Genomic DNA, 24,931 nt, shown 5'->3' on the forward strand with positions numbered 1-24,931 from the left:
ATTTGCTTTTCAAAAATAGCAGATTGTATATTCTCAAGAGCTTATCGATGGCGCCAATTTGTATTGTTAATACTGATGATGACAATAAATGAAATAGCATTTACTCAAACTTCTACACAAAATTATATTGTTACTACTGTTCCATATCAGGCCGTAAGCGCTACCAGTTCCTTGTCTGATGCAAACTCTAACACCACCATCCAGTATTTTGACGGGCTGGGGCGTCTTTCAGAGACCGTCCAGGAAGCCATTACTCCCTCGGGAGCTGATCTGATAGCCGCTGTGGTATATGACAATTTTGGACGCGAAGCGCAAAGATGGCTGCCGGGAGCCTTATCAGGGAATAACGGCGCCTACGTATCTGGTTACACATCGTTAGCCCAAACCACCAACGGTGGTGACGCCAACCCCTACAGCCGTACCGACTACGAAGCCTCGCCCCTAAACCGCGTGACCGGACAATACGGCCCGGGTACTGATTGGTACAATAATGGGAAAAAGGAGACAATTGCCTATACGACTAACAGCGGAGATGTGAAACTGTTTACAGCTAGCGGGGCACAATTAACATGTAGCGGTTTTTATACTGCAGGCACCCTCTACGGTCAAAAAAACACTGACGAAGACGGACATACCCTGGAAATCTTCACCGACAAACAGGGACGGAAGATCCTGAGCCGTGCCAACGGCAATGCCGATACGTACTACGTGTATGATGATCTGGACAATCTCCGTTACGTATTGCCACCGTTGGCTTCCGACCAATTTTCCGGTACCGGTTCGTGGAATAATGACAATATCATATTAAAACAATATGCATATATTTACCGTTATGACTGGAAAAACCGAGTTGCCATGAAACGATTACCCGGTTGTGACTCCATCTGCCTGGTTTACGATAATGCTGACAGGTTGATTCTTTCACAGGACGGTAATCAACGTTTAAAATCTCAATGGATAGTCAATAAATATGATGTGTTTGGACGTTTACTTTATAGCGGGCTTTTAAGTGACAGCAGAACCCGTGGTGCCATGGACAGCACCTACTCGGGAAGTATTATTACCGAAACCTACAGCGGCAGCGGCCCGGAATGCGGTTACACCTGCACGGGGCTTACTCCCTCGCGGTTGCTCACCGTCAACTACTATGACAACTATGGCTACCTGAAGCTGCTGGATGCCCCCACCCAGGGACAGCTCAACCCCGTGAACCAAAGCGGCTACACCTATCCCGACACCCTGCATGTGAAGACGCTGCTTACCGGCACCCGGATATATCATCTGGATAATCCGGCAAAGTATGAAACAACGGCCATCTACTACGACAAATACGGACGAACGGTACAGACCCGTGCCACCAACCATATGGGAGGCTATGACATCACCTGCAACCTGGTTGACTTCACAGGAAAGCCCACCGCCACCTACACCACCCATAGCATAAACGGCACCACGGTAAGTGCGTCCGAACTTTTAAACTATACCTACGACAAAGCCCAACGCCTGCTCACCATTACCAGCAACATCAACAACAGTGGCACCGTTCCCCTGGTCACCAACACCTATGACAAACTGGGAAGGTTACAGGCCAAAGTCATGGGCGGCACGGTCGATACCACCAGCTATGCCTACAACGTCCGCAGTTGGCTGACAGCCATCAGCAGCAGCCATTTCACGGAGAACCTCTACTACGAGACCAACTCCGCCAACCTGCCTGACTTCTCGAATGCATACAACGGCAACATAGCCGGCATGCAGTGGAGCCTCCCCGCCGAGAACCTGAAGTACAACCGAGTCTACACCTTCGGCTACGACGGCCTCAACCGCCTGACCGACGGCACCTACTGCGGCTGGAGCGGCAGCATGGCAGCAGGAACCAGCGGGCAATACACCGAAACCTACAGTTATGATAAAATGGGAAATATCACTAACTTTGTGCGGTACGGATTACAAACAAACACACCAGCCATGAGTTACGGGATGATAGACAACCTGACCCTGGCCCATAACGGGAACCAGTTGACCAAAGTCACGGACAATGGCAGCGACGGGCTCTATTACGGTGATGAAGAGTACCAGGTCAACACGGCCAATAGCGGGAACTGCCGGGCCTATGACGCCAATGGCAATACCCTGTACGATACGAACAGCGATATCTGGGGAATACGCTACAACCTGCTGAACCTGCCCGATACCATCCAGTTCTACCAGGGACACCAGATCCTCTACCACTATTCAGCCGTAGGCACAAAACAGGAAGTAACAGACAAGACATCCCCCGGAGGAGTCACCATCCCCGTGACAAACCTGGACACCGTACTGACCAACCCTACGGTATTATCCACCATCACCACCGACTACCTGGGCAATGCCGTTTACCGAAATGATACCCTGCTGCGCATACTGCTGCCGACAGGCTATTGGCAGGGAAACACCTATTACTATTACCTGAAAGACCATTTGGGAAGCAACCGGGAAGTGTTGAGCCAGACAAGACAAGTGGTAGAATACAGTGATTACTATCCCAGCGGGATGCGCTTTGGGGAGAGCGTGGTAAACGGAGGCAACGTGCAGCCTTACCGGCATACGGGGATGGAGATGCAGGGCATGCATGGCTTGAACTGGATAGATAACGAAGCTCGGATGAGATCGGTCAATGTGCCGGAATTTACGACCATCGATCCGTTGGCAGAAATGTATTATGGCATAAGTCCGTATGGTTATTGTGCAGATAATCCAATTTATTATGTGGATCCGGATGGAATGACAGTAGTTTATGATAGTAAAAGTAATAGTTATACTATAAAAGGAGATGATATCTATGCATATTGGGGCTATTTGCAAGATATTAATAACGGTACAGGCAGCATGGAGAATATGTTGAAAGCATGTAATGCTGCAGCTCAAGGAAATGGGAATGGAGAAAACGGGACTAATCTGCCTACAACCATGGATGAGATTTCAGTAATAGGATTCCCTCAAGGATCTCTAGGAACCATTACTCCTTCTCCTCCAATTACAAATTTTGAATTTTGGCTGAATGAAAAAACAGATAATATTTGGGGTAAACTTGCAAGAGGACTACTTTCTATGGCATATACAGTTGTAAATTCTCCAGCTATAACTCTTACGGGAAGGACTTGGGGCGGAGCTTATGTCGATTCTCCAAACGATCGTATTTTACCTCTTGTAGATATGGCAACGTGGGGGTTAAGTGCAAGCATTACCAAGCTATTACCAATTGTTGAGGCTGCTGATGGATTACATGGTTTTAATACCTTTATGAAAGCAAATAAAGGTAATTTTACAGGTAAAGGATGGCAGATAGAAGCAAGTCAAATATTTAAAATAAACTCTATAAATAAAATGGCAGTGGATAATTTTAGTGATTCATATTTAATTATGAACGGAGCTAATACGGCAAAAGAATCTTTTTCCAAATAATTCTTATAATAATATGCCTTATATATTTCTAAAAATGATTGGTGGTTTTATTCGCTGGTTATTAAAGGGTTGTAAAACAAAATTAGAATACGAAATTCATGGAAAACTCCCTGCAACATGGGGTACTTCTTATAACAATGAAAATTTTATTATTGGTCTAATTGTGAGTTTTGTCTCCATTGCAATAATAATAATACTTCTTCAATGCCATGTTATTTCATAAAGATAAATTCAGAACAGCTCTTTGAAAGAAATACTCACCCCGGAAGGCTATTGGCAGAACGGTGTCTATTACTACTACCTGAAAGACCACCAGGGCAACAACACCGAAGTGCTGAACCAGGCAAAGCAGGTAATGGAATACAGCGACTACTACCCGGACGGGATGCGCTTTGAAGAAAGCACGAGCAACAGCGCCGCCTTGCCCTACCGCTACAACGGGAAAGAGCTGGAATCCATGAACGGGCTGAACCAGTACGACTACGGAGCACGAAGAAGGGAGACCGGCATCCCGGTGTGGACAACCGTGGATCCGCTTTGTGAAAAGTATTACGGCGTGAGTCCCTATGCGTATTGTGTTAACAATCCAATAAATAATGTCGATCCGAATGGAGAAGAGATATGGATTTATTATCATGATGCAGATAACAATTTGCAAAAAATACAATATACACAAGGTATGAAATACACAGGGGATAATGCTTTCGTTTCAGCTTCAATTAATGTATTAAATCAAATGAATAGCACTAAAAACGGAGAACTGGTTTTAGGCACGTTAGTCGGGTCAAAAAATAAATTTGATTTCACGAATACTTTTGCAAAAGATAGGCACGGTAATGATATGAAAAATGTACTTTCTTTTGAAAAATCAAAAAATGGAGGAGGCGAAATACATGCTGGTGCGTTAATGACCAATATAGATGAAGGAGAAAAGCTTGTATCTGCTGCTCATGAATCGTTCCATGGATATCAATACGAAATGGGGCAAACTATGGGTGGTAGCATGGCTACTGTAAATAATGAAGTTGGTGCTTATTTGTTTGGAAGGGCTGTGTATTATTCTTATAAAATAATAAGAGGAGAAGGATATGCTAATATGCCTTGGGGGAATGGTACTGAACTTGGGAAAAATTATGAGGATGCTATGGATGCTCTTATTGGATCTCGAAATTTCAACTTAACTCAGTATCAAGCTGCAATAAACAGCTTTTTACAAGGAAGTGCAGTAAATGTAAGTACAACAAATATTCCTGGCATGGGAATCTATACAACAAATCATTTTAAGACAGATCCAACTCTTACGAATCCATTAATTAAAACATTTTTTCCCCTACTCCCATGAAAACATTTATTTTTATATTCTTATGTACTCTGTTGATTATAAGTTGTAAGACATACTCTCAAAATCATAAAGAAGAAATAATTGATCCAATTTTAAGTGCTTCGACTTTTAGATTCGAATATAATTCTAATGTTATTTTACCTGATAGCTTAGGAGGACATGCGTATAAAGGTTTTGCTCTTCTCAATGGAATTATTAATGATTCTCTTAAACTTGACAATATTCAAATAACCAGGCTATTTTTATTTACATTGAATAAGGATACTATCTTTAATTATTATGGGTGGCAAAATAAATTACCACATACATACCCTCCTAAAATAAAAGATTATTTGCCTTTTTTTGAAGATTGTATCAAATCTGTCAAAATAATAAAGACTGACAAAAATGTAGATAAAAGGAGATATACTGCAACTATCGTCTTACAGTTTAAATAAGATTTGGCAGTAAATTTTGTATGCGCATTAAGCATTTACGATGGCAATACAGACATCAGCACGATCCGCTATAATGTCTTAAACCTGCCCGATACCATCCAGTTTGTGGCAGGGCACCAAAATTACTATACCTACGATGCCAGCGGCAAAAAACTGGAAGTACAGAACATAACCTCCAGAAATATATTAAATTTGCCGCAGGATACGATCACCCGCCTGACCTCCTCGACTACCCTGACAACGGACTATTGCGGCGATGCGATCTATCAGGACAGCTCTTTGAAAGAAATACTCACACCGGAAGGCTATTGGCAGAACGGCGTCTATTACTACTACCTGAAAGACCACCAGGGCAACAACACTGAAGTGCTGAACCAGAGTAAGACAGTAATGGAATACAGCGACTATTACCCGGACGGGATGCGCTTTGAAGAAAGCACAAGCAACAGCACCGCCTTGCCCTACCGCTACAACGGGAAAGAACTGGAATCTATGAACGGGCTGAACCAGTATGACTACGGAGCACGAAGAAGGGAGACCGGCATCCCGGTGTGGACAACGGTGGATCCGCTGTGTGAAAAGTATTACAGTGTGAGTCCGTATGCGTATGTAGAAGATGATCCAATCAACAAAATTGATCCCGATGGAAAAGAAGATATCTTAGTTAAACAGAACAAAGATGATAGACTAACAAATGCGGAATCTCTTTGGCTAATATATCCGACTGGCACCTTTAATAATGTAAGTATGGAAACTCTGAGAAACATGACAGCAAATGCATTAGAGCAAAAATACGGGAAGCCGGAATTTGCGCGTCAAGGCTCATCTCTTCCTGATAACCCAACAAAATCAGATAATGATAAATCTGGCAACGCTACTGTTGTAGAGGGTAGATTTAAATACGAGAAATCTTTTATTAATGCGAAAGACGAGAATGGAAATGCTTATAAAATACCTGCTTTATTATTAGACCAAGGCAAAGGAGCGGGAAGAGTTAGCACAATATACAAAAACTATAGGCATTCTGGAGAAAGAGAAGCTACTGGGGTAGCCCTTCATGCTGGCAGAGTAAGCTGGCAAGTTCAAATTATGAGTGGGAAAAATGGAACTTTAACCAAAGGTAGCGAAGGATGTGTGGTTGCTCCTATCTTTGGACCCATTTATAATAAAGTAGACAATAAGGGTAATGTTATTATTGTTAGAAATCAAGAAGAATATGAAAACGGGAATTAGATTCGATTTAATTGGATTAATAATAGCAATCTTTGGTTTACATGCAGGAAGCCTTTATTGCCAGAATATAGTAATAAAATATACCATACTAAGAGAAACTGATAGTGGCTTTGAACTGGCAAAGAAGAATGCATCTGTTTCTGAAACAAAAAAGAATTTTTTCGAGAAATTTGAATACAATAACAACTATCTGAAAAAAGTTTGTCTTTATGACAAAAAAGGACATCTTTATGATGGGGTCTATAATAATGCAATAACTACTTATGAATACTCGAACAATAAACTAAAGTATAAGAAGCTCTATGATAAGAATAAACGAAGAGTGGAGAATGGTTTTATGGGTTATTGGGCCATAGAATTCTTTTATGATAGACAAGGAAGAATTATTAAGAAAACATATATAGACAAACAAGGTAGTCCTCTAAAATACAATCCAAATACTGACGAAGACCCTCCTTATGTAGAATATGAGTATATGAGGAATGGGAAATGTATAGAAAAAAGCCTTGATAATAATTATAAAATAATTAGACAAGATACATGTGTGTGTCCATGCATGAAAATCAAACTGAATGAATATTGAAAGTAGGAAACTAGGACAGCTCTTTGAAAGAAATACTCCCCCCGGAAGGCTATTGGCAGAACGGCGTCTATTACTACTATCTGAAAGACCACCAGGGCAACAACACCGAATTGCTGAACCAGAGTAAGGCAGTAATAGAATACAGCGACTACTACCCGGACGGGATGCGCTTTGAAGAAAGCACAAGCAACAGCGCCGCCTTGCCCTACCGCTACAACGGGAAAGAACTGGAATCCATGAACGGGCTGAACCAGTACGACTACGGAGCACGAAGAAGGGAGACCGGTATCCCCGTGTGGACATCGGTGGATCCGCTTTGTGAAAAGTATTACAGTGTGAGTCCGTATGCCTATTGTTCGGATGATCCGGTAAAGAATGTGGATCCGGATGGGAAACAAATATTTGTATCTCCTCTTTTGGGAATTTCAGATCCTTTATTAATGGGATCAGATGAACCTATAATAACTACAGAAAAGCCTATCATTGAAACAGCCAGTAAAATTGGACAAGAAGGTTCAGATAAGTTTTCGAAGATTGAAGACCATCACATTTTACCGCGTTCATTAAAAAATAATCCAGTAATAAGAGAGGCACGTAATAATGGGTTTAAGTTTGAAGGGAAAGAGAATAAAATGCCTGTTGAAAAGTTTGTTAGACAAACAGGAGAAGGACAACATGGGAACCATCCAAATTATACAGAACAAATTAACAATAAGCTTTCTGATTTTCAAAATGCCCAAGGAGATAATGCTACTAAAGCAGTAAGAACTATTGTTCGTAATGTTAGACAGGTTATTCAAAATAATCCAAATGTAAAAATAAACGACCTGCATTTAATGAATGATGTCGCCCCAATTGATCATACCATGATTAAAGCTCAGAAATATGTGCCAAGTTATGTTCCTAATTATAATTAACAAAAACGCAATGCATTATATTTTAAAAGATTCTACTGATCCAAAAATAATTGGCAATGGATTTCCTCAAGTTTTCAAATTTACTAAAGAATATGATCCAAATGGGGAAAAAGCCATTTTTGAATTATATAAATATCGATTTGAATTTCCTAATTTTGTTCCTAATCTGAGTGGTTTGAAACTTGCTGGATATGCTAAACTAACAGACTTTATAAGCAATTCATTTAATACTATCATTGTAAGTTTGAAAACTAAATTACTTTTGGAAGATTTTAATTTATGCCCGCATCGTTTTTATCCATGTTCCTTGCACGGAAAAAAGGGAAGAGAATATGATTATTATTGGCTGCATATTATTTCTGATTATTCTGATTATGTTGATTACAAGAAATCGACATTTGTTGAATATGATTTATTTAATAAAAAGGGGAGTGTGCTTGTAGAATCCAAAGAAGATTTATTAAAGAAGCGGGAAGAGCTAAAAATCAAAGATACTGAAAACTTTTGGACTATTTGGGGAGATAAAATTGTTATGCAATCAAACTTTGAAAAAAGGTTAGATTTGTTTATAGTTTCGCTTATAGATGGGAATATTTATGTTAGTAGTCGCTTATATAGTGAGATTATAAAAAATAATTTGACTGGTTGTAATTTGATTCCGGCTAACAATATAGAATTTAGCTAACATGAATAATTTATCCAAAGTAGCGATGGCATAATAGTAATTGATATGCAATTGTAATGTCAAATGTAATTTTCAGAATATAACATAGCGAGATAGTGGGAGTTGTTCCTCCATTCCCGTACTATATACCACCAACACCTACGACCCCTTGGGTAGATTACAGGCCAAAGTCATGGGAGGCACGGTCGATACCACCAGCTATAGCTACAATGTCCGCAGTTGGCTGACAAGCATCGCTAGCAGCCATTTCACGGAAAATCTCTACTACGAGACCAACTCCGCCAGCCTGCCTGATTTCTCGAATGCATACAACGGCGATATAGCCGGCATACAGTGGAGCATCCCTGCTGAGAACCTGAAGTACAACCGTGCCTACACCTTCGGCTACGATGGCCTGAACCGCCTGACCGACGGTACCTACTGCGGCTGGAGCGGCAGCGTGGCAGCAGGAACCAGCGGGCAATACACCGAAACCTACAGTTATGATAAAATGGGAAATATCACTAACTTTGTGCGGTACGGATTACAATCAAACACACCAGCCATGAGTTACGGGATGATAGACAACCTGACCCTGGCCCATAACGGGAACCAGTTGACCAAAGTCACGGACAATGGCAGCGACGGGCTCTATTATGGAGATGAAGAGTACCAGGTCAACACGGCCAATAGCGGGAACTGCCGGGCCTATGACGCCAATGGCAATACCCTGTACGATACGAACAGCGATATCTGGGGAATACGCTACAACCTGCTGAACCTGCCCGATACCATCCAGTTCTACCAGGGACACCAAATCCTCTACCACTATTCAGCTACAGGCACAAAACAGGAAGTAACAGACAAGACATGCCCCGGCGGAGTCACCATTCCCGTGACCAACCTGGACACCGTACTGACCAACCCTACGGTATTATCCACCATCACCACCGACTACCTGGGCAATGCCGTTTACCGGAACGATACCCTGCTGCGCATACTGCTGCCGACAGGCTATTGGCAGGGAAACACCTGTTACTATTACCTGAAAGACCATTTGGGGAGCAACCGGGAAGTGTTGAGCCAGACAAGACAGGTGGTAGAATACAGTGATTACTATCCCAGCGGCATGCGTTTTGGCGAAAGCGTGGTCAACGGAGGCAACGTGCAGCCTTACCGGCATACGGGGATGGAGATGCAGGGCATGCATGGCTTGAACTGGATAGATAACGAAGCTCGGATGAGATCGGTCAATGTGCCGGAATTTACGACCATCGATCCGTTGGCAGAAATGTATTATGGCATAAGTCCGTATGGTTATTGTGCAGATAATCCAATTTATTATGTGGATCCGGATGGAATGACAGTAGTTTATGATAGTAAAAGTAATAGTTATACTATAAAAGGAGATGATATCTATGCATATTGGGGCTATTTGCAAGATATTAATAACGGTACAGGCAGTATGGAGAATATGTTGAAAGCATGTAATGCTGCAGCTCAAGGGTATGGGAATGGAGAAAACGGGACTAATCTGCCAACAACAGAAAATGAAGTCACTGTCATAGGTCAAGCTCCAAAATCCTATAATCAGCATTCAAATACCTCTGATCAGGGCCATAGCTGGCTTTATCCTTTTATTGGCGACTTAGATGGCAACAGGGAATTAGACAGCCGAATTAATCGGTATATCCCGTCACCCGAAGAGATCAGAAGAGAGGTAGATGCGGAAATGGAAATAGGCTTATTGTTTTTGCCAACCGATGTGGTAGGAATTGCAGCATCCACACTTGTCAAAATGGGATATAGTGCTACAGAACAATTCCTTTTGAAGAGTATCCTCTATGCAATGGAGTATCCGAAAGCTACGGCCAGAATTGGCGGGTTAGCAGCTGGCTATGCGCAATATTTTCTGGGCAATGCATTGCATGCTTCATTATCTGCTGATTCGCCACAACCAAGCATGAATCCAACTTTCGATTTTTATCAACAATTAATACAAGTAATTTTGGGGGCTAATGACATCCATAACGAAATTAACAAAACATCACATGAAAAATAGAAAAAAAATATTGTTCTATATTGGCATCTTTATGCTTCTGTTTTGCATTCAATTTATTTCTAGAAAAATAGCAGGCAATAATCCCATATTTGGATCAGCAATATTTCCAACTGCAGCATATACTTGGAAAGAAATGGTGAAAGAAATTCCATCTATTTCAATAATATCAATAGTATTTACTGTATTAATATGGTATCTGAAAGAAAAAAGGAAATGGAATATTTAATATTATTCACTAGATAACAAACAATAGTCAAAACATAAACAATAGCTCAAGAAAACAAAAAGCAAAAAAGAGAGGAATACCCCCATTATATAGTTATTACAACAGGATACGATCACCCGCCTGACCTCCTCGACTACCCTGACGACGGACTATTGCGGCGATGCGATCTATCAGAACAGCTCTTTGAAAGAAATACTCACCCCGGAAGGCTATTGGCAGAACGGTGTCTATTACTACTACCTGAAAGACCATTTGGGAAGCAACCGGGAAGTGCTGAACCAGACAAGACAAGTGGTAGAATACAGTGATTACTATCCCAGCGGGATGCGCTTTGGCGAAAGCGTAGTAAACGGAGGCAACGTGCAGCCCTACCGGCATACAGGGATGGAGATGCAGGGCATGCATGGCTTGAACTGGATAGATAACGAAGCACGGATGAGATCGGTCAATGTGCCGGAATTTACTACGATGGATCCACTTTGTGAGAAGTATTATAATATGAGTCCATATGCGTATGTGGGAGATAATCTGATAAATGCCATCGATCCTTTAGGAATGGATTCTTGCACATACAATTCAAAAGATAATACATATACCAGTACGACTCGGGGAACTATGCAAGAAGTGGAGGTTACTGCACCAGCACTTTATAAGCAAACATTGATGTATTTTGTATTTGGAGAATTGGCCTTTGGCAATAGAAGATACCTGGATAATCGGATTAATCCCCACATCTATACTCCGCAAGAATTAAACAGAGGTGCTAATATGGAAATGCGTGCAGGGTTAACTATACTTGGAGGAGCTGGAACAATAGAAGGGTTTGCCACAGAATTTGCCACATCGAAAATAGGCTGGATGGCATTTAAAGCTATTGCAGATGCCTTTGGACAATTTGGAGGAGCATATATAGCAAAAAGAAATGCTAAGGAAGCTTTGAACGATGTAAACCTTTTGGGGAGCGTACTAACGGGACTAGGAGTAAATCCTTTCAATACCGCTTTATTATCTGGTGCTTTAAGTTATAACCCAAATACAGGTTTTCAATCTACATTCACTGGCGATAAATCAAATTCTGCATATTTCACCAATCTTGCCATCGGGCTTTCTTTTGGATATGGAACAGAATTTATGACAAATACTGCAGCATTTAAAACTTTTACAATAGGAATATATATGCGTACGGCGGGAAGTATAAATCCGAGTATTGGAACTGGAGTAACGAATTCTTTAATTGCAGCCCCAACTGCTGCATCTGCTGCTGGAGAATCATCTTTAGAAAACAAATAAGATTATGATAACACAAGAAAAAAAGAAATGGATTTATCAGCAACTCATTCCGTTTATTATAGTTTTTGGCGGATTTATTTTTTGGATTATATTTGGCCAAATATGGCAATATGAATTCAGAACTCATGGAAGATATACGATCGGAACAACAACCGGAACCTATTGGACATTAAGGGCAGGAGAAAAAGTAGAATATGAATTCGTCTTGACTTTTACAAGCTTTAAATACTAAAAAAAGGGAAGAGCCGTTTTATGAAAAGCAAAACTATAAAACACCACTCTTCCCCATGTACTTAGTACTCGACAAAGATACAATAAATAAAGAAATAGTGCCATTCATCCCTGTACCCAAGAGAGGGTTCAGGACAAAGTGTGATATCGCCGAGATTGTTAACTGCATATTGTACAAATTAAAAACAGGTTGTCAATGGCATATGTTGCCCGTTAAAAGTTTATTTTCTAATGTCGTATTGCATTATAAGACTGTTTTCGGTTATTTTCGTACATGGTGTAAATCAGGAGTGTTACAACAAATCTGGTTTGGTTTATTGAATAAATACAGAGCCTCATTGGACATGTCCAGTGTTGATTTGGATGGCAGCCATACCCCCGCATTACGTGGAGGAGAACAGGTTGCTTATCAGGGTCGGAAGAAAAGGAAGACTACCAATGCTCTTTATCTTACAGACAGACAAGGTATCCCATTGGCCATATCAGACCCGATAGAAGGGAATCACAATGATTTACATCAAATTAAAGAACGTTTTACCGACATTATTGATTCGCTGAATAACTCCGATATAAGAGTTGATGGTCTTTTTCTTAATGCCGATGCAGGTTTTGACTCTGCGGAGTTCAGAGAATTCTGTTCTTCCCATGAAATAATACCCAACATCGCTATTAACTGGCGTAACGCAGCACATACGGATGATATATTCTTCGATGAATTGCTCTATCAGCAACGCTATTGCATAGAAAGAACCAATGCATGGATGGATAGTTTCAGATCTCTATTGAACAGATTTGATGTTACTTGCTCCAGTTGGCAAAGCTTTAACCTTATCGCTTTTATCGTGATACTACTTAAGAAAATTACTAAACAGAAAAAGTCAAGATGACTTCTATGTATATTTTGTTAATAACAAAAAGAATGTCATGTCAGACAATTATAAAGATAGCACGAAAGCATTAGGAGGCCGGTATTTTGTAAAGTATGATACTAAAAAACCATTTATCTCTAGTTTACTTCAAGACAAACCTGTTCCTGATAGTATCAAAACAGCACCACCGGATGGATGGAAAGAGATACCGGTAAAATATGATTCACAGTAAATAGACTGTTAAGCAATAGATTAAATCAATTAAGCAGGGGATGGTGGAAATAAATCTTGCTATCATTTAGCTGTATAAATTTTGGATTCCTGTGTTTATTTTTGACACTAAAGGTGTGAGAACCTCACAAAATAAGCATCTAGTGAGCATGAATCATTTTATGGCTTATTAAAAAAAAGGATAAGTCATACCTCTGCAGAATAATAAATCAGGATTACCCTTTGATGGTTTGCAAAATGGCATATGATTCGCTGATGCTACGAATGGAAGAAATGACTACGGAGCGTTTTCCTTTCACTTCCCTGAGTTGACACCGATGTGGATGATGGGAAAGATAAGTCAACAACTTTCCAAATATTTCGGATTGATAATAAGGCGATTGAGGATTAGACACCAGATATGCAATCCATTTTTCATTTTTGAGAATCATTTTCTCAAAGCCGAAACTCTTAGCCAACCAACGTAACCGTACCACCTGGATCAGTTCCTTTCCCTGTTCGGGAATCGGGCCGAAGCGATCGATCAACTCGCGTTCAAATGACGCCAATTCATTTTCATTGTTGATGTTATCCAACTGACGGTATAAATTCATCCGTTCCGAAACACTTTCAATATAATCTGTCGGGAACATCATTTCAAAATCCGATTCTATTTGACAGTCAATTACATAATCAACCTGCGACTCCTGCTGCTCGGCAATCTCCCTGTAGAGATCGGAAAACTCTTCATCTTTGAGCTCCTGCACGGCTTCGTTCAAGATTTTTTGATATGTTTCATAACCCAATTCGGCAATAAAACCGCTTTGTTCGGCACCCAACATATTTCCGGCACCACGGATATCCAAATCCTGCATGGCAATATTGAAGCCGCTTCCCAGATCAGCAAAATTCTCTATAGCCTGCAACCGGCGCCGTGCTTCAGGAGTCAACAGGTTTTCGGGTGGAGTAAACAAATAGCAGAACGCCTTCCGGTTACTACGCCCCACTCTACCGCGTAACTGATGTAAATCGCTCAGGCCAAACTGTTGTGCCTGGTTGATAATGATGGTATTCACGTTAGGCATGTCAATGCCGGATTCAATAATAGCAGTTGCGATCAACACATCATACTCGTAATCGATAAAATCGAGGATCACCTCCTCCAGCTTGTCCGGAGACATTTGCCCATGACCTACAGCAATCCGCACCCCAGGGATCAGCCGCTGTATCAAAGCTTCCATTTCATAGATGGAATGAATGCGGTTGTGCACAAAAAAGACTTGCCCATTACGTTCCATCTCAAAGCGGATCGCGTCACGAATGATTACTTCATCAAAGGAATGCCATTCTGTTTGAATCGGATAACGATTCGGAGGTGGCGTGTTGATAATTGACAAATCACGGGCACCCATCAACGAAAACTGTAATGTACGAGGTATTGGCGTTGCAGTCAGTGTAAGAGTATCCACATTTACCTTCATCTGTCGCAGTCGTTCTTTTACCGAAACACCAAATTTTTGTTCTTCGTCGATAATCAATAATCCCAGATCCTTGAAATGAACATTCTTTCCAATCAGCTTATGGGTCCCGATCACAATGTCAATTTTACCTTCTTTCAGTCGTTGCAACAACTCTTTCATAGCTGCCGCCGAACGTGCCCTGCTCATATAATCGACCACACAGGGAAAATCTTTTAAACGTTCACTGAACGTACGGTAATGTTGTGCTGCCAACACGGTAGTTGGTACTAAAACTGCAATCTGCTTACCATCGGTAGCCGCTTTAAAAGCAGCCCGAATAGCCACTTCCGTTTTACCAAAGCCAACATCTCCGCACACCAGACGATCCATCGGCAAATCCGATTCCATATCCTGTTTAACGTCAGCCGTTGCTTTCATTTGATCGGGAGTATCCTCATAAATAAATGAGGCCTCAAGCTCCTGTTGTAAATAACTATCCGGAGTAAAGCGAAAGCCCTGTTCTGCACGACGCCGTGCATAGAGTTGTATCAGTTCCCGCGCAATATCCTTAACCTTTTTCTTCGTCCGCTCTTTCAGTCGTTCCCAGGCTCCACTCCCCAATTTATTGACATGAGGGGCTTCTCCATCTTTCCCCTTATATTTCGAAATGCGATGTAAAGAATGGATGCTGACAAAAATCATGTCATCATCTTTATACAGCAACTTGATGACTTCCTGTCGTTTTCCGTCAACATTTGTAGTCATCAGTCCACCAAAACGACCGATGCCATGGTCCACATGAACCACATAATCGCCTATATTCAGTTGATTCAGCTCTTTAAGCGTCATCATCATTTTCCCGGTACGCGCATTGTCCGATCGCAACGAATAACGGTGGAAACGGTCGAAAAGCTGATGATCCGTATAGACACAAACCGACATATCGTGATCATCAAAGCCTTCATGCAATGTTTTTAGCACATTTGTAAAGACAATATGGTCACCACGATCGTGAAAAATCGCCGCCAGACGATCATGCTGTTTTTTGCTGTCACTGCACACAAAAATGCGATAACCCTCCTCTTGTTTATGCAAAAAATGTTGGCTTACAAGATCAAAATTTTTATGAAATGGCGGCTGTAAAGAGGTATTGAACTCAATTTTTGCAGTAACGGACATGGATATCTGATTGCCAATCTCAATGGTTCTGAATGGGGCTATCTTGTCGTCCATCTCCGCTCCGCTCATAAACAGGGAAGACAGATCCGGAACCGGTTTCTTCGTCTCGTTGGTTTTAATCAACACCTCATCATACAGGCTGTTTATGCGCTGGCGGGCATACCTGTAGTCGGAAAACAGGCACAAAGTCTCCGGGGCTAAAAGTTCAAAAAAAGAGATCTTATTTTCGTGCTTCTGTTGCTTAAGATCCGAAACAATCGACACACGGGCTTGTGGCGTCTTAGAGAGCTGTGTTTCAATATCAAATGTCCGGATCGTTTCCACTTCTTTACCGAAAAAATCAATTCGGTAGGGTAATTCGCTCGAAAATGAGAAAACGTCCAGGATGCTGCCTCTGACAGAGAATTGCCCTGGCTCGTACACAAAATCGACCCGGATGAAACCATAATCCAGCAGTAGATCAATGACAAAATCGGTATCCACCTGCTCTCCAACATGCAATGTCAGCGTACAATCGTTCAACCCTGTTGAATCAAGAACTTTTTCGAGCAATGCATCGGGATAGGTTACCAGAATCACCGGTTCACGACGAGTCACTGTTTGCAGTACTTCCGTACGAAGTATTTCGTTGGCAGCATCTGTTTTCTCCTGCGTAACCGACCGTTTATAAGAAGAAGGGAAAAAATAGACGGATTCTTTGTCCAACAGCTGAGTCAGGTCATGATAAAAATAACCAGCCTCTTCTGCATCATCCAAAATAACCAACCAGGTGTTGTGTAAGTTTGAAAACAAAGCAGCACACATCAATGCCCGCGAAGAGCCAAGAAGTCCGTTAATATGCAGATGTTGTTCTGTTGATCCAATCCATTTTTCAACAGCAACAATTTGTGGATGCGAAGAGTAAAACGATAATAACTCCGAAAGTTCCATAAGTGATGCAAAGGTACAAAAAACACGTCAAGAATTGCGCCGGTTTTTAACGTGTCATTGACCGGTAAAAAGGTCATTTCTACCGGCATTATTCACCATTCTACCGAATTTATTTTTCATCACTTTATTTATAATAGACTTTTGCAACATAATTCATTGATTTACTGCCATGCAACAATTACGAATTTTAATATTTTTTATTCTGACAGCCCCTCTAACGATACATGCCCAAACAGCCGATTCGACATGGACATTGAACAAGTGTATCGATTATGCTTTAGCGCATAACATCCAGGTAAAACAAGCAGATATCGGAGTAAAATCATCCAAGATCGATTTACTGACTGCTAAAGCGGCTTTTCTTCCTTCGTTAAGCGGGTCACTTTCACAAACCTTTTCTAATGGCAAAGTTGCCAGCCTTGTCAACAACCAGTATGTGAACGAGAGTGATATCGGCGGAAGATATTCTCTGAACGCCAACATGACACTATTTAACGGGAATCAGACAGAAAAAAATGTACAGATACAACGGCTTCAGGTTTCTTCGAATGAACTCACTGTCGAACAAACGAAAAACTCCATCATAGTCTCTATTACCCAGGATTACCTTCAGGTTTTATATGACAATGAAACAGTAAAAACCGATCAACAAACAGTTGCCACCTCGGAGGCCGAACTGAAACAATCAAAAGAGATGCTCGATGCCGGCTCCATTGCCATGAATGATTATGCTCAGGTTGAAACACAACTGAGCACTGATCAATACAATTTAGCCGTTGCAAAAAGCACGTTGCAACAGGATATTCTGACATTGAAACAGTTACTGGAATTAGGAATTAACGATTCGTTCGAGCCTTACTTTCCGTCTTTATCAAATAATGAAATATTGCAACCGATTTCAGACCTTAACACACTATATAACAATGCAGTGACTTCCCGTCCAGAAATCAAAAGCAGTCAGCTTAGCGTCAAAATAGCTACTTTGACCTATCAAAAAAGTAAAGGTGCTTATTGGCCCACATTATCCTTAAGTGGAGATATCGGAACAGGAAATCAATACAATAACATGAATACAAAATTCGGCACGCAATTGAATAATAACCTTTCAAAAAGTATTGGGTTAACGCTTAGCATCCCCATATTCAATAATCGTGAAACCAAATCGGCAGTAGAAAAAGCCCAATTGGATATTCAAAATGCCCAATTGAATCTTGAAGCCGCAAAGAAAGATTTAATGAAAACCATCGAAACGCTTTATCAAAACACGATTTCAGCGCAACAGAAATATCTCGCAGCGCAACAACAGGAGAAATCGGCACAAATAAGCTATTCGCTGGTTGAAGATCAGTTCAATCTGGGGATGCAAAATACAGTAGCCTTGTTAACAGCTAAAAACACTTATCTATCAGCGCAACAACAAATGCTGCAGGCAAAATATTCTGCTATTCTCAACCTGAAATTACTAAACTTCTATCAAAATATTCCTATCACGCTCGCAGAATAACAGGATTGCATTTTAAGATTAAACATAAAAACATACACGGATGAAAACAAAAACGATAGTTTGGGCAGTCATTGCACTTCTGCTTATCATAGCAGGGTTCACTTTACTTAGAAAAAGTGACGACATCAAACAAATGCCAGTTACAGCCAAAGTAACCGTAGGAGACATCTCCACCACAGTAACTGCTACCGGAACGGTGGAGCCCATCAAGACCATTACGGTTGGAACTCAAGTTTCAGGTATTATTTCAAAGGTTTATGTAGATTATAATTCAGTGGTAAAAAAAGGACAGGTTTTAGCCGAACTGGATAAAACGGTGCTGAATTCGCAACTGGCCTCAGCTACAACAGACCTGAATAATGCAAAAACACAAATGGATTATCAGAAAAGTACCTACAACCGGGATAAAGTGCTTTATGCAAAAAAGGCTATCAGCGCCACAGATATGGAAACAGCTACCTATAACTATGAAACAGCAAAACTAAACTATCAAAAAGCAAGTTATGCAAAAAAAGTAGCCGAAACAAATCTCGGCTACGCCACCATCTATTCTCCAATCGATGGGGTTATTCTGTCAAAGGATGTGGACGCAGGACAGACGGTTGCTGCAAGTTTCAGTACACCGACCCTTTTCTCGATTACAAATAACCTTCATCAAATGCAGGTTTTGGCTAATGTCGATGAAGCAGATATCGGACAGGTTAAAGACGGACAAACTGTGACATTTACTGTAGATGCCTATCCTAATGACACTTTCCAGGGAGTAGTAACCCAGGTTCGTCTTGAGCCAACAACAACGTCAAACGTGGTGACATATACCGTTGTCATTAATGCGCCTAATCCGCAATTAAAATTGTTGCCGGGACTAACTGCTAATGTCACCATTTACATTATTCAGAAAAATCATATTTTGCTGATTCCGAACAAAGCGCTGAATTTTCATCCGACGGGAAAACCGGCAGGCATATCGAATGACAGTATGAAAACCATTTGGGTGATGAATGGACAAGCAATGAAACCTGTTCAAATAAAAGTTGGCGTAACGGATGATATTCATACGGAAGTTTTACAAGGGCTTCATGCAGGCGACGAAGTAGTAACAGATATAAAAACACTTTCAAGCAAAAAGACAGTTTCATCCGATGATGCAGGGGCAAGTCCTTTTATGCCAAAACGTCCTAACGACAAAAGAAAACCCAATTAACTATGAGTAGTTTAATTGAAGTAAAAGATCTAAAGCGCGATTTCCTTGTAGGAACCGAAGTCGTACATGCATTACGAGGAGTCTCTTTCTCCATTGAGAAAGGTGAATTCGTAACCATCATGGGAGCCAGTGGCTCGGGGAAAACCACCCTGCTGAATCTGCTGGGATGTCTGGATACAGCCACTTCAGGGGACTATCTTCTGGATGGAATCTCCGTAAAAAAAATGAGCAAAGATCAGCGGGCTGTGTTGCGCAACAAGAAAATAGGCTTTGTTTTCCAAGCTTACAATCTTTTACCAAAGACATCTGCAATCGAAAACGTAGAATTACCTCTTGTTTATAATCCAGCATTTTCGAGCCACGAACGAAAAGAAAAAGCGATTGCAGCCTTGCAAAGCGTAGGTCTCGGCGACCGTTTGCATCACACAACAAATCAGCTCTCGGGAGGACAACAACAACGGGTCGCCATTGCCAGAGCATTGATCAATGAGCCGGCAATCATCCTGACGGATGAAGCAACAGGAAACCTTGACTCAAAAACTTCGTATGAAATATTGTCGCTTTTTCAGGAATTACATCAAGAACAAGGCCGTACAATTGTGTTTATTACCCATAATCCCGAACTGGCTTCTTTCAGTAGCCGTAACATTATGCTGAAGGATGGCAAAATCACTCAGATAACAGAGAATCCATCGATTGCATCGGCAAAAGAAATCCTTCAAAAATTTCCAAAACAAGATGATTAAACTATCCGTCAACTTTGGCAATTTGTTCAAAATAGCACTCCGGGCATTGAACAACAACAAATTCAGAAGTTTTCTGACTATGTTGGGTATCATTATCGGCGTAGCGTCGGTAATCACTATGCTTGCCATTGGACAAGGGTCCAAACGCAGCATTCAAAATCAAATTTCCGGCATGGGTTCGAATATGCTTTCCATCGATCCGGGCATGGGTATGATGGGAGGTGTACGATTGGATGCAAGCAGTATGCAAACCTTGAAATTCAGGGATTACGAATCCATAGTTAATCAGTGTAAATACATTTCAGCTGCCACTCCTATATTCAATGCAAGTGGACAGGTCATTTATGGAGTTAATAATGAACCGACATCTCTCACCGGGGTCAATCCTTCTTTTCTGTCGATCCGAAAATACCAACTTGCCAATGGTAATATGTTTACCGATCAGGATATTCGTGATCTTGCTAAAGTATGTGTGATTGGTCATACCGTCGATTCCATTTTGTTCTCTAATGGGGAAAATCCAATTGGAAAAGTAATCCGTTTCAACAAAATTCCATTCCGTGTCATCGGACTTTTAGCAACCAAAGGATCCGGTCCAATGGGGCAAGATCAGGACAATTTAATACTAGCTCCTTATACAACTGTTCAGAAACGTATTCTGGCTATTAATTACCTCAATAGCATTATGGTTTCGGCAACCAACGAGGCAGTGGCTGATAGCGCCTCACAACAAATTGAAACTATTTTGCGGCAAAACCATCATCTGAGAAGCGATCAGGATGACGATTTCTCTATCCGTTCACAAAACGAACTCATCTCCATGTTAAGTTCTACCAGCAACTTAATGACCATTCTGTTATCAGCCATTGCCGGCATTTCTCTTCTGGTTGGTGGTATCGGCATTATGAACATTATGTATGTATCAGTAACCGAACGAACCCGGGAGATTGGATTACGTATGTCCATTGGTGCCAGAAATATTGATATCATGCTACAATTCCTGATCGAAGCCATTTTGTTGAGCGTAACCGGAGGTGTTATTGGTGTCTTAGTAGGCGTTGGAGCTTCTTTAATGGTACATAATATTGCCTCATGGCCTATCTTTATCCAATGGTACACAGTATTTTTGTCATTTGCAGTATGTACGGCCACCGGGATATTTTTCGGATGGTATCCAGCACGTAAAGCGGCCAACCTCGACCCGATTGCGGCAATACGGTATGAATAGCCTAATTTATAGTTACCTTTGCTCATCAAACACTGCTCTCCATGAATCATATCAAGAAAAATCCTAAGATTGAAGTGATTATTCACATACTGGCATGGTGTGTCTTGTTTGGCTTCCCGTTTATTTTTATTTGGGAAAGAGGTGATCCCGACCTGCATAAATATGGTGGATATTTTGCCAATACGCTTTGGTTCTTCATCGTATTCTACGTCAACTATTTCTTCCTGATTACCCGCTATCTGTTTAACAGGAAGATGATGCAATTTATCCTTTCCAATCTTTTACTGGTATCTATCGGCGCCGGATTATTGCATTTGGAAATGGTATCGTCGTTCCATGCGGCATTCACAGCTCATTTCCCCCCGCCTCCGCCTGCCTACATTTTTATCTTTCGAGACGCAACATCCTTGATACTATCGGCAGGACTAAGTGTAGCCATCCGGATGACCAGTCAGTGGTATAAGGTGGAAGCAGCCCGCAAAGAAATGGAGAAAGACCGGTTTGAAACAGAACTCAAAAGCCTGAAAACGCAATTAAACCCCCATTTTCTTTTCAATACCCTGAACAATATTTATTCACTGATTCCAATACATGCAGAGCAGGCGCAAGAGACAGTGCACCGTCTCAGCCATTTGCTGCGTTATGTCCTGTATGAAGACACGGAAACTTATGTCCCTATCCAGCAGGAGTTCCGGTTTTTGAAAAACTATGTCGAACTGATGTCGTTAAGGCTCCCAAAAGAAATTGAAGTCATTTGCAATATTCCCGATGATCCGGGCAATGACATTATTGCTCCCATGCTTTTTATCTCGTTAATCGAAAATGCATTCAAACATGGTATCAGCCCACTTCATCCCTCTTTTATTCACATCGATATTCAACTGATTCCATCGAAGCAGGTAACCTGTATCGTCGAAAACAGTTATTTCCCAAAATCAGACAGCGATCATAGCGGTTCAGGTATCGGACAGGACAATCTTCATAAAAGAATAGCATTATTGTATCCAAACCGTCATACGCTGTTGTTTGAGCAAAGGGAATCAACCTATTTTGCACAATTGACAATCTACATATAACCTGTTTATTTGAAAAGATATGATTCGATGCGCCATTGTAGATGATGAACCTTTAGCTCTTGACCTGCTGGAGACTTACGTCAATAAGACTCCTTTCCTGCAGCTTGCGGGAAAATACAACAATGCCCTGATCGCAATGGAATCAGCTCATATCCAGGATATTGATCTCTATTTTTTGGATATTCAAATGCCGGAATTAAACGGGTTAGATTTCTCCAAAATGGTGGGTAATCATTCAAAAGTTATATTTACGACTGCCTTTCAGCAATATGCTCTTGAAGGCTTTCGTGTCGATGCGCTTGACTATTTGTTAAAACCGATTAGTTATCAGGAGTTCCTGCAAGCCGCCAACAAAGCACTGCGCTGGTTTGAGAATATCGCCCAACAAGCAGTAAATCATGTAGCAGAAGATACCCTCATCGTGAAAAGTGAAAGCAAACTGGTGCAGGTCAAAACGTCAGACATCCTATTCATTGAAGGATGGAACGATTATGTAAAATTTCACCTCGAAGGCATGACACAACCACTCATGGCACAATTAAGTATGAAAATGCTTGAAGATCGCCTTCCCTCCGATCGGTTCGTCAGAGTACACCGTTCATTTATTGTCCAGGTAGATAAAATACAGGTTATCGAACATCATCGGATTGTATTTGGAAAAATCCGTGTTCCAATTTCCGATTCCTACAAAACTTCATTTTACAATCTTTTGCACAATCGTTCGCTGCTAAAATGATCCTAGATTGTATCACTTATCATGGTAATTGTCTGCTGCTTCACTCTTTTGGCATAAAGAAGTAAAATTCTCCTTTTTCTTTATTTATTATCCGGGTATTTAAATTGGGAAGCGTCCAAAACTAATAGCTTTGAACGCTCCTTGTTAGTCACTAATGACAATTTTAGTAGCAAATTATTGGGTAGGAAACTTGTAGCATGAAGTTAATATTTCACACTCTCCTCGTTCATCTCCTTTTGGTCAATTTTCTTCTTATCCATCACACGCCATGCATAAACAATGTAGGCCAGGACAAAAGGAATCAGCAACGACACAACACTCATCACCTTCAGGGTAAAGAAGCTGGAAGAGCTGTTGTAAATCGTCAATGAACTTTGTAAATCATATACCGAAGGATAAAAAGAAGTATGGTTGTAGCCGATATTCAGCAGTAACATCAAAACCGCCAGAACGGTTCCAACACCGGCAAACCAGATCCCTTTCGTACTTTTCGAAAAAGTGCCCAGATAAATCCCATATAACAAAGCGACTACCCCTATCAGAAAGAGTATCCCCACAAGAGGCATCTGGATAAAGTTAAGAAAATATTTGCCTTTCTCCAGATAAACCGTTCCGCTCGGATCTACAGCAAATCCCTGGCTGAACAAAGTCCAGATCAGGAACGGAAGGAACATGACTAAAAACGCAATAGCATCGTACAACACTTGTCTACGGGAACGTCTTAACACCGCTTCATCGTCAATATTATTAATAAAGTAAAGGCTCCCCAACACGCGTGCAAGGAAGAAAATAGAAAACCCAAGCAACAGGTTGCGTATATTCAGGACAGCCTCTAATCCATGCCATGGGGTATGCCAGGTAGAAATGACCGGCATGGCAAGCTGAGTCAAATCACCTTTGTTGACTGAGAATTCGCTCCCCGTAAAGAAGGTTCCTACGGCAATGCCGAATAATATCAGACCTCCGAACCCATTGACCAAAAGAAACGCCTCAAAGGTTTTATGCCCAAAGATATTGCCGCCCTTTGTTCTCCATTCGTACGACACCGCCTGCACCACAAAGCATACCAGCAATAACATCCAAGGCCAGTAAGCACCACCAAAACTAGTAGCATAAAAGAGGGGAAAAGAAGCAAAAGCCGCCCCGCCGAACGTTACCAGCGTGGTGAATGTCAAATCCCATTTTCGTCCCAATGAATTTACCAGCAATGTACGTTCCATTTCGGTTTTACCAATTGTGTAAAGCAACGTCTGTCCTCCCTGAACAAAAAACAAGAATACCAGCAACGCGCCCAACAAAGAGACTAAAAGCCACCAATAGGCTTGAAAAAATGCGTAATCCATTGTATTAAGTTTTTACA

General features: G+C 41.3%; 22 protein-coding genes. 20 read left to right on the forward strand and 2 right to left on the reverse strand.

All coding sequences use genetic code 11. The features are described 5' to 3' along the window. Positions 1-75: 75 nt before the first annotated feature. The 14 genes from FHX64_RS09740 to FHX64_RS09805 all read left to right on the forward strand — a co-directional run bounded on the left by FHX64_RS09740 (position 76) and on the right by FHX64_RS09805 (position 13,530). Entirely contained in the window at positions 76-3,444 is a 3,369-nt protein-coding gene (locus tag FHX64_RS09740) for a DUF6443 domain-containing protein (RefSeq protein ID WP_183413675.1), read from the forward strand. 13 nt (positions 3,445-3,457) lie between these two features. Beyond that, on the forward strand, positions 3,458-3,667 hold the full coding sequence (locus FHX64_RS09745) for a hypothetical protein (RefSeq protein WP_183413676.1): 210 nt from the start codon (positions 3,458-3,460) through the stop codon (positions 3,665-3,667). Positions 3,668-3,688: 21 nt separating this feature from the next. Next, on the forward strand, positions 3,689-4,786 hold the full coding sequence (locus FHX64_RS09750; protein ID WP_183413677.1) for an RHS repeat-associated core domain-containing protein: 1,098 nt from the start codon (positions 3,689-3,691) through the stop codon (positions 4,784-4,786). Beyond that, positions 4,783-5,223 carry a hypothetical protein gene (locus FHX64_RS09755; protein WP_183413678.1) on the forward strand — a complete coding sequence of 147 codons (441 nt, stop codon included), beginning with the start codon at positions 4,783-4,785 and terminating at the stop codon, positions 5,221-5,223. The genes FHX64_RS09750 and FHX64_RS09755 overlap by 4 nt, the downstream gene beginning before the upstream one ends. 3 nt (positions 5,224-5,226) lie before the next feature. Next, positions 5,227-6,456 carry an RHS repeat domain-containing protein gene (locus FHX64_RS09760; protein WP_183413679.1) on the forward strand — a complete coding sequence of 410 codons (1,230 nt, stop codon included), beginning with the start codon at positions 5,227-5,229 and terminating at the stop codon, positions 6,454-6,456. Then, entirely contained in the window at positions 6,440-7,039 is a 600-nt protein-coding gene (locus tag FHX64_RS09765; RefSeq protein WP_183413680.1) for a hypothetical protein, read from the forward strand. The genes FHX64_RS09760 and FHX64_RS09765 overlap by 17 nt, the downstream gene beginning before the upstream one ends. A 23-nt stretch (positions 7,040-7,062) precedes the next feature. Then, positions 7,063-7,956 carry an RHS repeat-associated core domain-containing protein gene (locus tag FHX64_RS09770; RefSeq protein ID WP_183413681.1) on the forward strand — a complete coding sequence of 298 codons (894 nt, stop codon included), beginning with the start codon at positions 7,063-7,065 and terminating at the stop codon, positions 7,954-7,956. Positions 7,957-7,966: 10 nt separating this feature from the next. Beyond that, the gene (locus tag FHX64_RS09775) at positions 7,967-8,641 is read left to right on the forward strand and encodes an imm11 family protein (protein ID WP_183413682.1); all 675 of its coding nucleotides are present in this window, start codon (positions 7,967-7,969) and stop codon (positions 8,639-8,641) included. Between the two features lie 148 nt (positions 8,642-8,789). Then, complete coding sequence (locus FHX64_RS09780) at positions 8,790-10,682, forward strand: RHS repeat domain-containing protein (RefSeq protein ID WP_183413683.1); 1,893 nt, start codon at positions 8,790-8,792, stop codon at positions 10,680-10,682. After that, positions 10,672-10,908: a hypothetical protein gene (locus FHX64_RS09785; RefSeq protein ID WP_183413684.1), complete on the forward strand. Its 237-nt coding sequence runs from the start codon at positions 10,672-10,674 to the stop codon at positions 10,906-10,908. The genes FHX64_RS09780 and FHX64_RS09785 overlap by 11 nt, the downstream gene beginning before the upstream one ends. Before the next feature lie 183 nt (positions 10,909-11,091). Further along, entirely contained in the window at positions 11,092-12,198 is a 1,107-nt protein-coding gene (locus FHX64_RS09790) for an RHS repeat-associated core domain-containing protein (RefSeq protein WP_183413685.1), read from the forward strand. Between the two features lie 4 nt (positions 12,199-12,202). Beyond that, complete coding sequence (locus FHX64_RS09795) at positions 12,203-12,430, forward strand: hypothetical protein (protein ID WP_183413686.1); 228 nt, start codon at positions 12,203-12,205, stop codon at positions 12,428-12,430. A gap of 55 nt (positions 12,431-12,485) precedes the next feature. Beyond that, positions 12,486-13,316 (forward strand): IS5 family transposase, encoded by an 831-nt coding sequence (locus tag FHX64_RS09800; RefSeq protein ID WP_183411862.1) that lies wholly within the window; start codon positions 12,486-12,488, stop codon positions 13,314-13,316. Positions 13,317-13,353: 37 nt separating this feature from the next. After that, complete coding sequence (locus FHX64_RS09805; RefSeq protein WP_183413687.1) at positions 13,354-13,530, forward strand: hypothetical protein; 177 nt, start codon at positions 13,354-13,356, stop codon at positions 13,528-13,530. A 214-nt stretch (positions 13,531-13,744) separates the two neighbouring features. Here FHX64_RS09805 and mfd read toward each other — a convergent pair whose 3' ends face one another. Then, entirely contained in the window at positions 13,745-17,077 is a 3,333-nt protein-coding gene (gene mfd / locus FHX64_RS09810; protein WP_183413688.1) for a transcription-repair coupling factor, read from the reverse strand. 169 nt (positions 17,078-17,246) lie between these two features. Here mfd and FHX64_RS09815 point away from each other — a divergent pair, with 169 nt between their 5' ends. From FHX64_RS09815 to FHX64_RS09840, 6 genes are read left to right on the forward strand one after another with little or no spacing between them, the layout of a single operon-like run. Continuing rightward, complete coding sequence (locus FHX64_RS09815) at positions 17,247-18,581, forward strand: TolC family protein (RefSeq protein ID WP_183413689.1); 1,335 nt, start codon at positions 17,247-17,249, stop codon at positions 18,579-18,581. A 40-nt stretch (positions 18,582-18,621) separates the two neighbouring features. After that, positions 18,622-19,785 (forward strand): efflux RND transporter periplasmic adaptor subunit, encoded by a 1,164-nt coding sequence (locus FHX64_RS09820; RefSeq protein ID WP_183413690.1) that lies wholly within the window; start codon positions 18,622-18,624, stop codon positions 19,783-19,785. Positions 19,786-19,787: 2 nt separating this feature from the next. Continuing rightward, positions 19,788-20,531, forward strand: coding sequence for an ABC transporter ATP-binding protein (locus FHX64_RS09825; RefSeq protein WP_183413691.1), 744 nt, complete (start codon positions 19,788-19,790; stop codon positions 20,529-20,531). Further along, positions 20,524-21,759, forward strand: coding sequence for an ABC transporter permease (locus FHX64_RS09830; protein ID WP_183413692.1), 1,236 nt, complete (start codon positions 20,524-20,526; stop codon positions 21,757-21,759). The genes FHX64_RS09825 and FHX64_RS09830 overlap by 8 nt, the downstream gene beginning before the upstream one ends. A 41-nt stretch (positions 21,760-21,800) precedes the next feature. Beyond that, the gene (locus FHX64_RS09835) at positions 21,801-22,835 is read left to right on the forward strand and encodes a sensor histidine kinase (RefSeq protein WP_183413693.1); all 1,035 of its coding nucleotides are present in this window, start codon (positions 21,801-21,803) and stop codon (positions 22,833-22,835) included. A gap of 19 nt (positions 22,836-22,854) precedes the next feature. After that, the gene (locus FHX64_RS09840; RefSeq protein WP_183413694.1) at positions 22,855-23,571 is read left to right on the forward strand and encodes a LytR/AlgR family response regulator transcription factor; all 717 of its coding nucleotides are present in this window, start codon (positions 22,855-22,857) and stop codon (positions 23,569-23,571) included. A gap of 203 nt (positions 23,572-23,774) precedes the next feature. Here FHX64_RS09840 and cydB read toward each other — a convergent pair whose 3' ends face one another. Continuing rightward, positions 23,775-24,914 (reverse strand): cytochrome d ubiquinol oxidase subunit II, encoded by a 1,140-nt coding sequence (cydB, locus tag FHX64_RS09845; protein ID WP_183413695.1) that lies wholly within the window; start codon positions 24,912-24,914, stop codon positions 23,775-23,777. Between the last annotated feature and the right edge of the window lie 17 nt (positions 24,915-24,931).

Source organism: Microbacter margulisiae (genome assembly GCF_014192515.1).
Classification (GTDB): domain Bacteria; phylum Bacteroidota; class Bacteroidia; order Bacteroidales; family Paludibacteraceae; genus Microbacter; species Microbacter margulisiae.